Origin of the sequence: Pseudomonas sp. FYR_7 (genome assembly GCF_043106155.1) — a bacterium.
GTDB lineage: Bacteria > Pseudomonadota > Gammaproteobacteria > Pseudomonadales > Pseudomonadaceae > Aquipseudomonas > Aquipseudomonas parafulva_B.
Genome location: NZ_JBICMI010000011.1, coordinates 49,900 through 64,144, shown reverse-complemented (window position 1 = coordinate 64,144; position 14,245 = coordinate 49,900). Strand labels below are relative to the sequence as shown.

13 protein-coding genes are annotated in these 14,245 nt (G+C 61.3%); 5 read left to right on the top strand and 8 right to left on the bottom strand.

Going from position 1 to position 14,245, the window contains the following annotated elements; genetic code table 11:
• Positions 1-35: 35 nt before the first annotated feature.
• The 4 genes from ACF8R3_RS01700 to tcyJ form a co-directional block, all read right to left on the bottom strand.
• On the bottom strand, positions 36-1,277 hold the full coding sequence (locus tag ACF8R3_RS01700; RefSeq protein WP_058637061.1) for an SfnB family sulfur acquisition oxidoreductase: 1,242 nt from the start codon (positions 1,275-1,277) through the stop codon (positions 36-38).
• 285 nt (positions 1,278-1,562) lie between these two features.
• On the bottom strand, positions 1,563-2,321 hold the full coding sequence (gene tcyN / locus ACF8R3_RS01695) for an L-cystine ABC transporter ATP-binding protein TcyN (protein WP_058637062.1): 759 nt from the start codon (positions 2,319-2,321) through the stop codon (positions 1,563-1,565).
• Between the two features lie 2 nt (positions 2,322-2,323).
• Complete coding sequence (gene tcyL, locus ACF8R3_RS01690; protein WP_023535780.1) at positions 2,324-2,992, bottom strand: cystine ABC transporter permease; 669 nt, start codon at positions 2,990-2,992, stop codon at positions 2,324-2,326.
• Positions 2,989-3,783, bottom strand: a complete 795-nt coding sequence (gene tcyJ / locus ACF8R3_RS01685; RefSeq protein ID WP_058604706.1) for a cystine ABC transporter substrate-binding protein — start codon at positions 3,781-3,783, stop codon at positions 2,989-2,991. Before tcyJ ends, tcyL begins: the two co-directional genes overlap by 4 nt.
• A gap of 275 nt (positions 3,784-4,058) precedes the next feature.
• On the opposite strand from tcyJ, the gene epsC reads away from it, so the two are divergent.
• Positions 4,059-4,991, top strand: a complete 933-nt coding sequence (epsC, locus tag ACF8R3_RS01680; RefSeq protein WP_027914137.1) for a serine O-acetyltransferase EpsC — start codon at positions 4,059-4,061, stop codon at positions 4,989-4,991.
• 292 nt (positions 4,992-5,283) lie between these two features.
• Positions 5,284-7,245, top strand: coding sequence for a choline transporter BetT (gene betT, locus ACF8R3_RS01675; RefSeq protein WP_178091243.1), 1,962 nt, complete (start codon positions 5,284-5,286; stop codon positions 7,243-7,245).
• Positions 7,246-7,325: 80 nt separating this feature from the next.
• Here betT and tauD read toward each other — a convergent pair whose 3' ends face one another.
• Genes tauD through tauA form a run of 4 tightly spaced genes read right to left on the bottom strand, consistent with a single transcriptional unit; the run spans position 7,326 to position 10,828 of the window.
• Positions 7,326-8,159, bottom strand: coding sequence for a taurine dioxygenase (gene tauD / locus ACF8R3_RS01670; RefSeq protein ID WP_392514724.1), 834 nt, complete (start codon positions 8,157-8,159; stop codon positions 7,326-7,328).
• Between the two features lie 48 nt (positions 8,160-8,207).
• On the bottom strand, positions 8,208-9,047 hold the full coding sequence (tauC, locus tag ACF8R3_RS01665; RefSeq protein ID WP_078477816.1) for a taurine ABC transporter permease TauC: 840 nt from the start codon (positions 9,045-9,047) through the stop codon (positions 8,208-8,210).
• Entirely contained in the window at positions 9,044-9,829 is a 786-nt protein-coding gene (gene tauB, locus ACF8R3_RS01660; RefSeq protein WP_392514721.1) for a taurine ABC transporter ATP-binding subunit, read from the bottom strand. The genes tauC and tauB overlap by 4 nt, the downstream gene beginning before the upstream one ends.
• A 27-nt stretch (positions 9,830-9,856) precedes the next feature.
• A complete protein-coding gene (gene tauA / locus ACF8R3_RS01655; protein WP_392514720.1) occupies positions 9,857-10,828 on the bottom strand; it encodes a taurine ABC transporter substrate-binding protein in 972 nt (323 codons plus the stop codon).
• Positions 10,829-11,319: 491 nt separating this feature from the next.
• Between tauA and ACF8R3_RS01650 the strand changes: the two genes are divergently transcribed.
• The 3 genes from ACF8R3_RS01650 (at position 11,320) to ssuE (ending at position 14,229) form a co-directional block, all read left to right on the top strand.
• Positions 11,320-12,654 (top strand): OprD family porin, encoded by a 1,335-nt coding sequence (locus tag ACF8R3_RS01650; protein ID WP_058604713.1) that lies wholly within the window; start codon positions 11,320-11,322, stop codon positions 12,652-12,654.
• Between the two features lie 160 nt (positions 12,655-12,814).
• A complete protein-coding gene (locus ACF8R3_RS01645) occupies positions 12,815-13,456 on the top strand; it encodes a peroxiredoxin (protein ID WP_078477819.1) in 642 nt (213 codons plus the stop codon).
• A 179-nt stretch (positions 13,457-13,635) separates the two neighbouring features.
• Entirely contained in the window at positions 13,636-14,229 is a 594-nt protein-coding gene (gene ssuE, locus ACF8R3_RS01640) for an NADPH-dependent FMN reductase (RefSeq protein WP_058637070.1), read from the top strand.
• The last annotated feature ends 16 nt before the right edge of the window (positions 14,230-14,245 follow it).

Here is a 14,245-nt window from a genome sequence, read left to right as displayed (position 1 = left end):
GCCCCGGACCGCGCAGCGGTCCTGCAGGCTACCCATCAGATCCAGGAGTGCCGCGCGGGCAGGGTGCCGTTGAGGTGGTACGCGCCAACTGCGTGGTATTTCCAGCGCACCGGGTCGTGCAGGGTGTGCACGCGGGCGTTACGCCAGTGGCGGTCGAGGTTGAACTCGGCCAGGGTCGCGCGGCTGCCAGCCAGTTCGAACAGTTTCTCGCTGGCCTGCAGGGCAATCTCGGTGGTCAGTACCTTGGCCTCGGCCACCGCAATCGACGCACGGGCAGCCGACTCGGCATCCACCGGTGCTGCGTTGACCTCGTCCAGCACCTGCCCGGCCCGGCGCAGCAGCGCCTCGGCGGCATGCAGTTCAAGCTTCAGGCGGCCGATGTCGGCGATGACATAGAGGTCGTCGCTGGCGCGCTCTACCTGGGCTTCGACCCATGGGCGCGACTTTGTGCGCACGAAAGCAATGGCGTCATCGATGGCGGCCTCGGCAATGCCTGCGTCGATGGCCGCCTGGATGAGCTGCGAGGCGGCGCCCTGGGTATTGGGTACCTCCCGCTGACGCCAGTTGTCGATAACCAGGTCTGCCTCTACCGGAACGTCATCGAGCAGTACTGTTCCGCTGGCCGTGGTGCGCTGACCAAACCCCGACCAATCGTCGACGATGCGTAACCCGGGGGTGCCGCGGCGCACGAAGGCCAGGCGCTGGCGACCTTCCTCGTCCAGCGCCTTGACCGCCACCCAGTGGGCGAACAACGCGCCGGTGGAGTAGAACTTCTCGCCACTGATGCGATAGCCGTCACCTGCGCGGTTGATCCGTGCCTTGAGGGTGAGGGTGTCCTTGGTTCCGCGCTCAGGGCCTGCATTGCCGATTCGCCAGCCGTCCAGCACGCTGCGAAACAGCACTGCCTGTTGCGCCGGCGTGGCTGTCAGGCGCAGCAGTTGCAGCATGCCGAACTGGTTCTGCGGGATCTGCCCCAGCGCAGGATCGGCAGCGCTGATCAGGCGGAACACTTCGGCCACGGTTTCGAACGACACATCAGGGCCGCCGTAGGCCTTCGGAACGCTGATGCTCCCCAGGCCACTGCGGGTAAACAATTCGATTTCGGCCCAGGGCAGTTCGCGTTGCTGATCCCGACGGGCAGCCTGTTCGCGCGCGACAGCGGCGACTTCACGTGCAGCTTGCAGCGCTTGGGCATCGCTGTGCAGAACCTTGGCTGGCAGCAAGGGCGGTGCACTGTCGAGCACGCTGCGGGAGGCAATAAGGGCTTGGCTGGACATCAGTGCCGCTCCTTGGCTGCACTCAATGCCCTGGCGTTATGCACTGGGGTGATGGTGATCCTGACCATTGCTGACCTCACATGTGGGTTATGCCGCTACAGCTGATCGCGACAGACGTATGCTGGTCCGGTGGTCCGGTGTATATACCGTAAGGGTTTATAAAATATTTATGAACTAACGCTTTGGAATATATATAGAAGCGCGTCGCCTGCCCCCAGGCGACATGCATTCAGGCGTGAGCTGAGTGACGTACGGGCTACTACAGCGCGGGCTGGCTTTGCAGGCTTACTCAGAAGCAGCCGTGCCCAGAAACTTGCGCAGGAATTGCCGCGTTCGCTCCTGTTGCGGGGCCGCGAACAACGCCTTGGCCTCACCTTGCTCCACTACCACACCCTTGTCGAAGAAGATGACCCGGTTAGCCACGTCGCGAGCGAAGCTCATTTCATGGGTAACGATGATCATGGTGCGTTTTTCTTCCGCCAGGCTGCGAATGGTCGCCAGGACTTCGCCTACCAGTTCCGGGTCCAGCGCCGAGGTGGGTTCATCGAACAGAATCACCTCCGGCTCCATGGCCAGGGCACGGGCAATGGCCACCCGTTGCTGCTGGCCCCCGGACAGGCGACGTGGATAGGCGTCTTCCTTGCCTGCCAGGCCCACCTTGGCCAATAGACGCCGGCCAAGGTCCACCGCTTGGTCGCGCGGTGTTTTCTTGACGATCACCGGCCCTTCGATGACGTTCTCCAAGGCCGTGCGGTGGGGAAACAGGTTGAAGTTCTGGAACACAAACCCAGCTTGTTGGCGCAGGCGACGTATGGCGCTGTGTTGCGGGCCGAGGGGGCGGTTGGCGTCGATGCTGATGGCGCCGATCTTGATTTGCCCGGCATCGGGCGTTTCCAGCAGGTTCAAGCACCGCAGGAAGGTGGTCTTGCCCGACCCGCTGGGGCCGATTATCGCTACCACTTCACCCGGCTGCACCGTCACATCGATGCCATCGAGCACGGTCTGGCCCTTGAAGCGTTTGGTCAGGCCTTTGACTTCGATCATGCTCAGTGCTCCTGGTCATGTTGGTTGACCCGCGCTTCCATGCGGTTCTGGAAGTAGGCCAGGATGCTGCACAGCACCCAGTAGACCACGGCCACTGCCACATACATGGTGAACACCTCGAACGTACGTGCTGTGATCAGCTGGGCCTGACGGAACAGTTCCGGCACCTGGATGGTGGCGGCCAGCGCGGTGTCCTTGACCAGCGAGATGAAGCTGTTACCCAACGGCGGCAACGCGGTGCGCAGCGCCTGGGGCAGTATCGCCCGGCGCATGGCTTGTACGCGGGTCATGCCGATGCTGGCCGCTGCTTCCCACTGCCCACGGTCGATCGAAGAGATCGCGGCGCGCAGGATCTCGCAGATGTAGGCGGCCATGTTCAATGACAGCCCGATCAGCGAGGCGGGGATCGGGTCGAGCTCGATGCCGATCTGGGGCATGCCGAAGTAGATGACGAACAGCTGCACCAGCAGGGGCGTGCCTCGGAAGAACGATACGTATATCCGTGCCAGCCAGTTGAGCGGCAGCACTTTGGACAAACGCATCAACGCCAGGGCAAAGCCCAGCACCAATCCGAAAAACATGCCCCCTACGCTGAGCAGCACGGTGTAACCCGCACCCTTGAGCAGGAAGGGTGCGGAGTCGGCGACCAGTTGCAGGCTTTCAGCGATCATCGGGTGACGTCAGCACCGAAGTACTTTTCGGACAGCTTGGCCAGGGTCCCGTCCGCCTTGAGCTTGTCGATGGCCGTGTTGATGGCGGCCAGCAGTTCAGGTTCGCCCTTGCGCATGGCAACCCCGCTCTCCAGTCGCGAGAAGGCATCGCCCGCCAGTTGTGTGTCCTTGGCTTTCTGGGCGTATTCAAGCGCAGCCAGGCGGTCGATCAGGATGGCATCGATGCGGCCATTGCGCAGGTCTGCAAACTTGCTGGGGTCGTCCTCATAGGTCCGCACTTCGGCCTTGGGCACATCCTGCTTGACCCATTGCTCGTAGTTGGTACCCAGGCCTACACCGACTTTCTTGCCTGCCAGGTCCTGAGCGCCCTTGATGCCGAGCTGGTCAGCCTTCTTCTTCAGCACCAGCGCCTGGATACCCGAGACGGTGTAGGGTTCGGAGAAATCGTATTTCTTCTTGCGCTCTTCGGAGATGGTGACCTGGTTGACGACGATGTCCAGCCGCTTGGACTCCAGCGCAGCCAGGATACCGTCCCATTTGGTCGGCTGGATCTTGGCCTTCACGCCCAGTTCCTTGGCCAGCAATTCGGACAGCTCGACTTCGAAGCCGGTCAGCTTGCCGTTTTCATCCTGGAAGCTGAACGGCGGGTAGGTGCCTTCGAGGCCGACGCTGATCACGCCTTTTTCCTGGATGGTCTTCAACTCTTCGCCGGCAAAGGCCTGGCCAAGCAGGCCCGTGCCCAGCAACAGGGCCAGGCTGGCATTGAGTAGCGGTTTGGCGAACTTCGACATGTCTGAGCCCCGAGCGTGTTGTGAATGAAGTGATGGCGACTATAGGGTTGGATGCGCAACGCAGGAAATAGTCAAAAATTATCGCACCTTGCCTATTTATGCGTTTGGAAATTGTCCATTGATCTTGAGGGTAGGCGAGGACGGCATGGCTGTCATCGCCCTTGCCTTGCGATGCAGTGCAAAGAGGTAGAGATGAGGGCCTGGTCCACGGGCTTGCCCGTAGAATGACGGCATCGACAACAGAACAGATAGCCTAAAAGGCAGGAGAACACACCGTGAGCGAACAACCCGCCTCCGGGCACTGGCAACTGCAGGGGATCGTGGCCGGCTTGCGCGGTGCCCGTGAGCAATGGCGCACCCGCAATGGCCGCAGCAGCGGCGAGCAAGGTGGCCGGGAACTGCCCTCGCGCGAAGCGGTACGACAGATCCTCGAACAGCTCTGCGGCGCGTTGTTCCCTATGCGTCTCGGCCCGGTGGACCTGCGCGAGGAGAGCGAGGATTTTTATGTCGGCCATACCCTGGACGCCGCGCTCAATGCGTTGTTGGTGCAGGCACGCCTGGAACTGCGCTACGCCGCCCGGCAAGGCAAGGAGGACCTGGCGGGTGTCGATGCCCATGCCCTGAAGCTGATCCAGGGCTTTGCCGCGGCGCTGCCAGGCATGCGTGTGCTGCTCGATACCGACGTGCTGGCGGCCTATCACGGCGATCCGGCGGCGCGCAGTGTCGATGAGGTGTTGCTGTGCTATCCCGGCATCCTGGCGATCATCCACCACCGTCTGGCCCATCACCTGTACACGGCCGGGCTGCCATTGTTGGCACGGATCAGTTCGGAGCTGGCGCATTCGGCGACGGGTATCGATATTCATCCCGGGGCTCAGATCGGCCCAAGCTTCTTCATCGACCACGGTACCGGCGTGGTCATCGGCGAAACTGCGATCATCGGCGAGCGCGTGCGGATTTATCAGGCGGTGACCCTTGGCGCCAAGCGCTTCCCGAGCGATGAGTCCGGCACGTTGCACAAGGGCTTGGCCCGTCACCCGATCGTCGAGGACGACGTGGTGATCTATGCCGGCGCCACCGTGTTGGGGCGTATCACCATCGGGCAGGGTTCCACCATCGGTGGCAACGTGTGGTTGACGCGTAGCGTACCGCCGCACAGCAACATCACCCAGGCCAACCTGCAGCTCGATTGCCAGGATAAACAGTGATCCTAGGCGTGCCTTGGGCAGGCACCAGACCGTTAAATGCCCCTTCGCAGGGGCAAGTCAGGCTGGCCGAAGGGTGCTTCCAGGGCATTACCAATCGGCGCTTCAATTCGCAATGAGGCTCAAACCATGTTTAACTTGAACGCTTGTTCAATTAAAAAAACGCTGGTCCGCTGCCGGTGTTCATCAGGAGGATTCCTTTGCTGAACCCGTTAATTATGCGTCTTTCGTCCTTTGACGAGGTGCACACGCGATGAGTGCACCGACCCCTTCGCTTGCCCCTGGCAAGATCCGCATGAACCCTCCGGTGTTCTATTTCGCGGCAAGTTTCATTCTTATCTTCGGCCTTGTGGTCATTACCAATCCGCAAAGTGCGGGCCAGTGGTTGCTGGCGGCGCAGAACTGGGCTGCCAACACGGTAGGCTGGTACTACATGCTGGCAATGACGCTGTACCTGGTCTTCGTGGTGGTCACCGCCGTATCGGGCTACGGCAAGATCAAGCTCGGTGCCGACCACGACGAACCCGAATTCAGCTACCTGTCGTGGGCGGGCATGCTGTTTGCTGCGGGGATAAGCATCACGCTGTTCTTCTTCTGCGTCTCCGAACCGCTTACCCACATGTTGCAACCACCCCAGGGTGAAGGGGGCACGGTTGAGGCGGGCCGGCAGGCAATGCAGATCCTGTTCCTGCATTGGGGCCTGCATGGTTGGGGCGTCTTTGCCTTCGTCGGCATGGCGCTGGCCTATTTCGCCTACCGGCACAATCTGCCGCTGGCCTTGCGCTCTGCGCTCTATCCGTTAATCGGCAAGCGCATCAACGGGCCTATCGGCTATGCGGTCGACGGCTTCGGCATCATCGCCACGGTGTTCGGCCTGGGGGCCGACATGGGCTTTGGCGTGCTGCACCTCAATGCCGGCCTGGATTACCTGTTCGGCATCAGCCACAGCCAGTGGGTGCAGGTGGTGCTGATCACGCTGATGATGGGCGCGGCGGTGGCCGTGGCAGTAGCCGGTGTGGAAAAAGGCGTACGGGTGATGAGCGACATCAACCTGTTCCTGGCCTGTGCGCTTTTGCTCTTCGTGCTGTTCGCAGGCCCCACCCAGCACCTGTTCAACACCCTTATCCAGAACCTGGGCGACTATTTGGGCGCCTTGCCGCGCAAGAGCTTCGATGTCTATGCCTATGGCGATAACCGTGAGTGGCTGGGCGGCTGGACGGTGTTCTACTGGGCCTGGTGGATCGCATGGGCGCCATTCGTGGGCTTGTTCATCGCGCGCATCTCCCGTGGGCGGACCATTCGCGAGTTCGTCTTCGGTGTGCTGCTGATTCCGCTTGGCTTCACCCTGGCGTGGATGTCGATCTTCGGCAACAGCGCACTGGACCAGGTCATCAATCACGGCATGACCGCATTGGGCCAGGCCGCGTTGGACAACCCGTCGATGAGCCTGTACCTGCTGCTGGAGACCTATCCGTGGAGCAAGGCGGTGATCGCCATGACGGTGTTCGTCAGCTTCGTGTTCTTCGTGACATCGGCAGACTCCGGTACCGTGGTGCTGTCCACGCTGTCGGCCACCGGCGGCGATGCCGACGAGGACGGCCCGAACTGGCTGCGCATCTTCTGGGGTGCCATGACGGCGCTGGTGACCAGTGCCTTGCTGTTCGCCGGCAGCATCGATTCGCTGAAGTCGGCGGTGGTGCTCACCTCGTTGCCCTTCTCGCTGATCCTGTTGTGCATGATGTGGGGGCTGCACAAGGCCTTCTACCTGGAGTCGCAGCGCCAGATCGCGCAGATGCATTCGCTGGCTCCCTTCGCCCAGTCGCGCCGAGGCCGTGGGGGTTGGCGCCAGCGCCTGAGCCAGGCCGTGCATTTCCCTTCGCGGGACGAGGTGTACCGGTTCATGGACGATGTGGTGCGCCCGGCCATCGCCGATGTGCGTGAGGTGTTCGAGCAGAAAGGGCTGGTGCTGATCACCCAGGACGACCCGAGCCATGACAACGTCAGCTTGAAAGTCGGCCATGGCGATGAGCAGCCGTTCATCTACCAGGTGCAGATGCGCGGTTACTTCACGCCCTCGTTCGCCCGTGGTGGCCTGGGTGCCCATGAGTTGAAGAACCGCCGCTATTACCGGGCGGAGGTCTACCTCAGCGAAGGCAGCCAGAATTACGACCTGGTGGGCTACAGCAAGGAGCAGATCATCAACGACATCCTCGACCAGTACGAACGGCACATGCAGTTCCTGCACCTGGTGCGCTGACCCTCCGCGCCAGACCAGCCCTGAAAAGGCGAACCACCAGGTTCGACCTTTCAGGGCTGGGGCATCGGCCATCCCTCTCGTTAATAGGGCGCATCGCCCAGGATCGTTGCCCTGTGCATCACCCGCCGGCTTGGCCGGTAGTCATCCACCGCGTAGTGCTGGGTGACGCGGTTGTCCCAGAACGCCACGTCGTTTTCCTGCCAGCGCCAGCGGATCGTGAACTCCGGCCGGGTGGCGTGGGCGAAGAGCAGCTTGAGCAGCGCTTCGCTTTCCAGCTCGCTCAGCTCATTGATGCGTGTGGTAAACCCCTCGTTGACGAACAGTGCCTGGCGCCCACTCACCGGGTGCGTGCGCACCACCGGATGCGACAGCGGCGGGTTCTCGCGCCGGGTCTGCTCCCAGCGCGCCAGCTCCTGTGGCGTGGTGCCAAAGCGCTCCAGCGGGAATGACTTGGTGAAGTCGTGGGTCGCCGTCAGCCCGACCAGCATCGCCTGCAGTGGCGCTGACAATCCCTCGAAGGCTGCAATGCCACTGGCCCACAGGGTATCGCCGCCATAGGCCGGCAACTGCTTGGCACTGAGCACTGCGCCCAGGGCCGGTGTCGGTAGGAAGGTCACGTCGGTGTGCCAGACGGCATTGTCTCGGACGTCGATGACCGCAGTATCGAGCACCAGCACCTGGGGCGTGCCGGGTACGTTGGGGTAGATGGGGTGGATATGCAGGTCGCCAAAGCGGGCGGCAAAACGCGCCTGCTGGACGGGGGTGATGGGCTGGTCGCGGAAGAACAGCACCTGGTGGCGAAGCAACGCGTGCTCGATGGCATCGCGCACCTCGTCGCTGATGTCGCGGGCAAGGTCCACGCCGCTGATCTGTGCGCCCAGCGCCGGGCTGAGTGGGGTAATGGTCAGGCTCATGTCGGTCTCTTGAGGCAGGCGCCCTGGCGGGCGCACGAGCGGTAGGGTTCAGTGGCTTTGCCCGTGCCAGGGCACCAGTCGGCGTTGCAGCGCGCGCAGGCTCATCTCCAGCGCGAAAGCGATCAGCGCGATCAGCAGGATGCCCAGCACCACCACATCGGTGACCAGAAACTGCGCGGCCGACTGCACCATGAAGCCAAGGCCGCTGGTGGCGGCGATCAGTTCGGCCGCCACCAGCGTCGACCAACCGACGCCCAGGCCAATCCGAATGCCCGTCAGAATGTCGGGCAGCGCGCTTGGCAAAATCACGTGGCGAATCAGCTGGACCCTGGTCGCGCCCAGCGATTGCGCGGCCCGCAGCTTGGCAGGGTCGGTGGTGCGCACACCCGTGGCAGTGGCGATGGCGATGGGCGCGAAGATCGCCAGGTAGATGAGCAGCACCTTCGACAACTCGCCGATCCCGCACCAGATGACGATCAGCGGCAAGTAGGCGAGCGGGGGGATGGGCCGGTAGAACTCGATCAACGGGTCGAAAATGCCCCGTGCCACCCGGCTATACCCAATGGCGATACCCACCGGAATGGCCGTGAACACCGCAGCCAGCAATGCCGTGCCGATACGCCCGAGGCTGGCGCCAAGGTGCTGCCACAGGCTGGCGTCCATGTAGCCCTGGGTAAGCAAGACCCAGGCTTTGGCCATGATGTCAGCAGGTGAGGGCAGAAACAGGGGCTCGACCCACCCGGCGGCCGTGACCAGCCACCAGGTCAACACCAGGCTGGCCAGGGTCAATGCGCTGATCCAGCGGGTGGGCAGCAGACGAGCCCGGCGGGCGGCAGGTGCTGATTGAACAGTGGGCTCACTGGCCGCTGGCATATCAAGGCTGCTCATGCGCGCTCCGGGGATTGACGGTGGGAAAAGACCCGGGCCAGCACATGCTCGCGAGCCTCGATGAAGCGCGGGTCGGACTTGATCGCCCGCGGCGACTCGCCGTTGGCGTAACGCTGGCCGAAGTCCAACTCAAGCCGCTCGACGATGCGCCCTGGGTTGGGTGCGAGCAACACCAGTTCAGTGGCGAGAAACACGGCCTCCTCAATGTCATGAGTGATCAGCAATACGGGTTTGTCGGTGCGCTGCCAGATATCCAGCAGCAGCGTCTGCATGTGCTCGCGGGTGAACGCATCCAGGGCACCGAACGGTTCATCCATCAGCAGTACGCCAGGGTCGGCTGCCAATGCACGGGCCAGGCCCACGCGCTGCTTTTGGCCGCCTGAAAGCTGCCATATGCGCCGCTCGGCGAAATCCGCAAGGTCGACCAGGGCAAGCATCTCGCGTGCCTTGGCTTCACGTGCCGCGCGTGGCACACCGGCCAGTTCCAGGCCAAAGGCGACATTGCCCAGCACGTTCTGCCAGGGCAGCAGGGCATCGTCCTGAAAGACCACGCCACGCTCGGCACCTGGCCCCTGCACAGGAGCGCCGTCGAGCGTGATGCGTCCCGCGCTGGGACTGACGAATCCTGCGACCAGGTTCAGCAGCGAGGTCTTGCCACTGCCTGAGGGCCCGAGCGCCACCAGCAATTGCCGCGGCCCTAGGCTCAGCGTGATGTTGGCCAGCACCGGGCTCGCGGCACCCGGGTACTGTGCGCTGATGCGCTCCAGTTCAAGCAAGGCCATGTCAGGCTCCTGTGGTTGTCTGCAAATTCAGTGGGGGAGGTACTGGGCACTGACGTAAGGGCTGTAGTCCGGCAGTACGGCCTCGACCTTGCCTTGTTGCTTGAGGAACGTGGCCGTGTCGGTCAGGGCCTGGGTAGTAGGCGTGCCCAGGGCGCTGGCCTGGTCTGCGGCCAGCGGGTAGACGTTGCCTTGCAGCAACACCGGGATGTCCGAAGGCTTGGCGCCGGACAGCTTGGCCAACTTGGCGACGTTGTCCTGGTTCGCCAACCAGGCTTGCGGATCCTTTCGGTAATCTGCATACGCCTCTAGGGTGACCTGCGCGAAAGCCCTGACCACGTCGGGGTGCTTGGAGGCGAAGTCTTTGCGCACGATCCAGGCGTCGAAGGTGGGGGCCCCTACCTTGGCCAACTCGCCCGAGGTGATCAGCACCTTGCCGCTTTCCTTTGCCACGCCCAGCGCAGGGTCCCACACATAGGTCGCGTCGATGTCGCCACGTTTCCATGCCGCGATGATCGCTGGCGGTGCCAGGTTGATGATCTGCACCTTGGCAGGATCGATGTTCCAGTGCTTGAGCGCTGCCAGCAGGCTGTAGTGCCCGGTCGACACGAAGGGTACGGCGACTTTCTTGCCCACCAGATCCTGAGGGGTCTTGATCGCGTCGCGCACCACCAAGGCTTCGCCAGCCCCGATCTGCGTGGCGATCAAAAACGTCTCGATCGGCAGCTTGCGGGTTGCGGCGGCTGCCAATGGGCTGGAGCCCAGGTAGCCGATCTGCACATCCCCACTGGCAACGGCGGTGATTACATCGGCCCCGTTGTCGAACTTGCGCCAGTCGATGCTGGCTTTGGTCGCCGTCTCATAGTCGCCATCGACTTGCGCCACCTTGGCAGGATCGACCGTTGTTTGATAGGCCACCGTCAAGTCTGACGCCTGGGCTATCCAGCTGGCGCCAGCAAGCGCCAGGGTACTGAGAATTCGCAGGGTGCGGTGCGGGTTCATGGTGAGCTCTCATCGGGCAAGGGATGCGTGAGATAAGGCTAATTGATCTAAAAAATTAAAAATAAATAACTTTTAAGAATTAGCTTAGCGCTCATTTGGCACCCTTGGTCGATGATTGATCACGCGCAATGGCAAAGTCAGCCGACGCTGCTAGGCTCAGCCTCCCTATAGATCCAATTGGAATGAGGTTATGAGCAAACGATTGCAAATAGCCGGGGGTTATGAGAAGCCCATTTGCTACAACAAAATGCAGTAATGGTTCCTTACATATTCCTTAAAAGTCTTACCGATTCACAAAACAGTCATTTTGGATTTATAGGATTGTCATTATCCTGTAGCCCAGGTTGGCGCCTTAGACCAAAGTCGCGAAACGTTTAGAAATGATTGACTAAAGGGTCACGCTTTAGGACTAAATCGCCCATCCATGGTGAGCGGGGCAATAGACCCGGCCGCCTGAGATACACAAAAATTAGAACGTAGAGGAGCAAAGCATGTACAAGTCCAGCCTGGCCATGGCCGTGGCACTGGGTGTTCTCGCCCAACAAGCAGGTGCTGCCGGTTTCGTGGAAGACAGCAAGCTGTCGGTCAGCTCGCGTACCATGTACTTCAATGGCGACAACCGTGACGGTGGCGCCGACAACCGTGAATCGGGCCAGGGCTTCAAACTGGACTACCTGTCCGGTTTCACCCAGGGCACCGTTGGTTTCGGTGTAGACGCCCAGGCCCTGTGGGGTATCCACCTCGACGGCGGCCGTGGCAAACACCCTGACAACAGCAGCTTCTTCCCGAGCGACTCCGACGGCTCTGCCGTGAGCCAGTGGGCTCGCCTGGGCGCCAACGCCAAGGCCAAGTTCTCCAAGACTGAAGTCCACTACGGTAGCGCCCTGGCGCCGAACCTGCCGATCCTGGTCTCCAACGATGGCCGTCTGCTGCCGCAGACCTTCGAAGGTGGCACCATCCAGTCGAAGGAAATCGACAACCTGACCATCAACGCCGGTCAGCTGACCCACGCCATGGGCCGCGCCTCGAGCAACCGCACCGGCCTGTCGGTCAACGGCGCTTTCCGTGACAGCAACAAGTTCCGCTATGGCGGCCTGGACTACAAGCTCACCCCAGACCTGACCCTGCAGTACTACTACTCGAACCTGGAAGACTTCTACAAGCAGCACTTCCTGGGCGCTACCCACGTCTTCAAGATCGCCGACGACCAGTCGTTCAAGACTGACCTGCGCTACTTCAACAGCAGCAGCGACGGCCGCAACGGCGACTCGGGCTACACCTTCAACAACAACGGCGGCTTTGCCAAGACGCCTGGCGAGGTCGACAACAAGACCTGGTCGGCGATGTTCACCTACACCCTGGGTGGTCACTCGCTCATGCTCGGTCACCAGCGCGTCAACGACGACGGCGGTTTCGTCTGGTTGAACCAGGGTAGCGTGCGCAAGGACGGTTCGCGTTCCTCGCTCGAAGGCGCCGGCGGCGCCAGCTTCTACCTGTTCACCGACAGCATGATCAACCAGTTCGCCAAGGCCGGTGAGAACACCACCTTCGGTCAATACGCCTACGACTTCGCGCGCCTCGGCGTACCGGGCCTGAAGGCTTCGGTTTCCTACCTCAAGGGTGAAGACGGCAAGAACGCCAGCGGCAATGGCCACTTCAGCGAGTGGGAGCGTGACGCCCGGATCGACTACGTCATCCAGGAAGGCACGTTCAAAGGCCTGGGTGCGAGCCTGCGCCACGGTGTTTACCGCGGCACCGGTGAAAGCTCGGTGGCCGATCAGGACCAGACCCGTTTCATCGTGAACTACACTTACAACTTCCTGTAAGCCGTAGCCACATAAAGAGCCTCGCTTGATGCGAGGCTTTTTTGTGAGTGAAATTTGTTATGCATAAAAAGCATTAACAAAGCTTTATTTATTCTTTTTAAGGTTGATGAAATTCAGGCACATTCATTCCATAGGCACCCCAGCACAGGAGCTGCATCCCATGAGCCTCAAACTCGGCGATATCGCCCCGGATTTCGAACAGGATTCCAGCGAAGGCAAAATCCATTTTCACCAATGGCTGGGCGACAGCTGGGGCGTGCTGTTCTCGCACCCTGCCGACTTCACCCCGGTGTGCACCACCGAATTGGGGTTCACGGCCAAGCTCAAGGATGAATTTGCCAAGCGCGGGGTCAAGGCCATCGCACTGTCGGTCGACCCGGTGGACTCGCATCACCGTTGGATCGAAGACATCAACGAAACCCAGCAGACCGTGGTCAATTTCCCGATCCTTGCCGATGCCGACCGCAAGGTGTCGGATCTGTACGACCTGATCCACCCAAACGCTAGCGATACCCTGACCGTACGCTCGCTGTTCGTCATCGACCCGAACAAGAAGGTTCGCCTGACGATTACCTACCCCGCCAGTACCGGGCGAAACTTCAACGAGATTTTGCGGGTAATCGACTCGCTGCAACTGACCGATTCGCACAAGGTAGCCACGCCAGGCAACTGGCAGGACGGTGACGATGTGGTGATCGTTCCTTCGCTCAAGGACGAAGAAGAGATCCGGCAACGATTTCCAAAAGGCTACACGGCGGTCAAACCCTATTTGCGTCTGACGCCTCAACCGAACCGAGCGTAAGTACTGTGTTGCATAACGCTTAGCCAAGCAGGGATTTTCGGGCCGTTTCGACGGCCCTTTTTTTTGACCTAAATTAGCTTGAAAATATCTAAATCGAATAAACAAAGAATTAAATATGATTTATAGATATATAAGGAAGCTGCTAATGTCATTCCACCGTAACCCAAGGAAGCGCAGCAATGCTGGTCGTATCAATCGGTGGTAGCCCAAGTCCTCGTTCACGCTCAGGCGTGCTGCTCGAACGTTCGCGGCAGTGGCTCGAGCACCGTGGCGTTGAAGTCGTCACCTTGCAGGTGCGCGACTTTCCTGCCGAAGACCTGTTGCATGCCCGCTTCGAAAGCCCACACGTGCAGCACTTCCAACAGTTGGTGGCCCAGGCCGATGGCCTGATCGTTGCCACACCGGTGTACAAGGCGTCGTTCGCCGGCGCGCTGAAAACCCTGCTTGACCTGCTGCCCGAGCGCGCACTGGCCAACCGGGTCGTGCTGCCCATCGCCACTGGGGGCAGCATCGCCCACATGCTGGCCGTGGATTACGCCCTCAAGCCCGTACTGTCGGCTCTCAAGGCCCAGGAGACCCTGCAAGGGATCTTTGCCGATGACAGCCAGATCGCCTATGCCGAAGGCAGTAAGCCGGCCCAGCTGGCGCCTGCCCTCGAAGAACGGCTGCACGACTCGCTGGAAACCTTCCACCTGGCCCTGGCCAGGCGCCCGCGCCCGGTCGCACCCGGCGTGCTCAATGATCGCCTGATCAGTGCTCGCTGGAGCATCTGACCCGGCAAACCCGCTG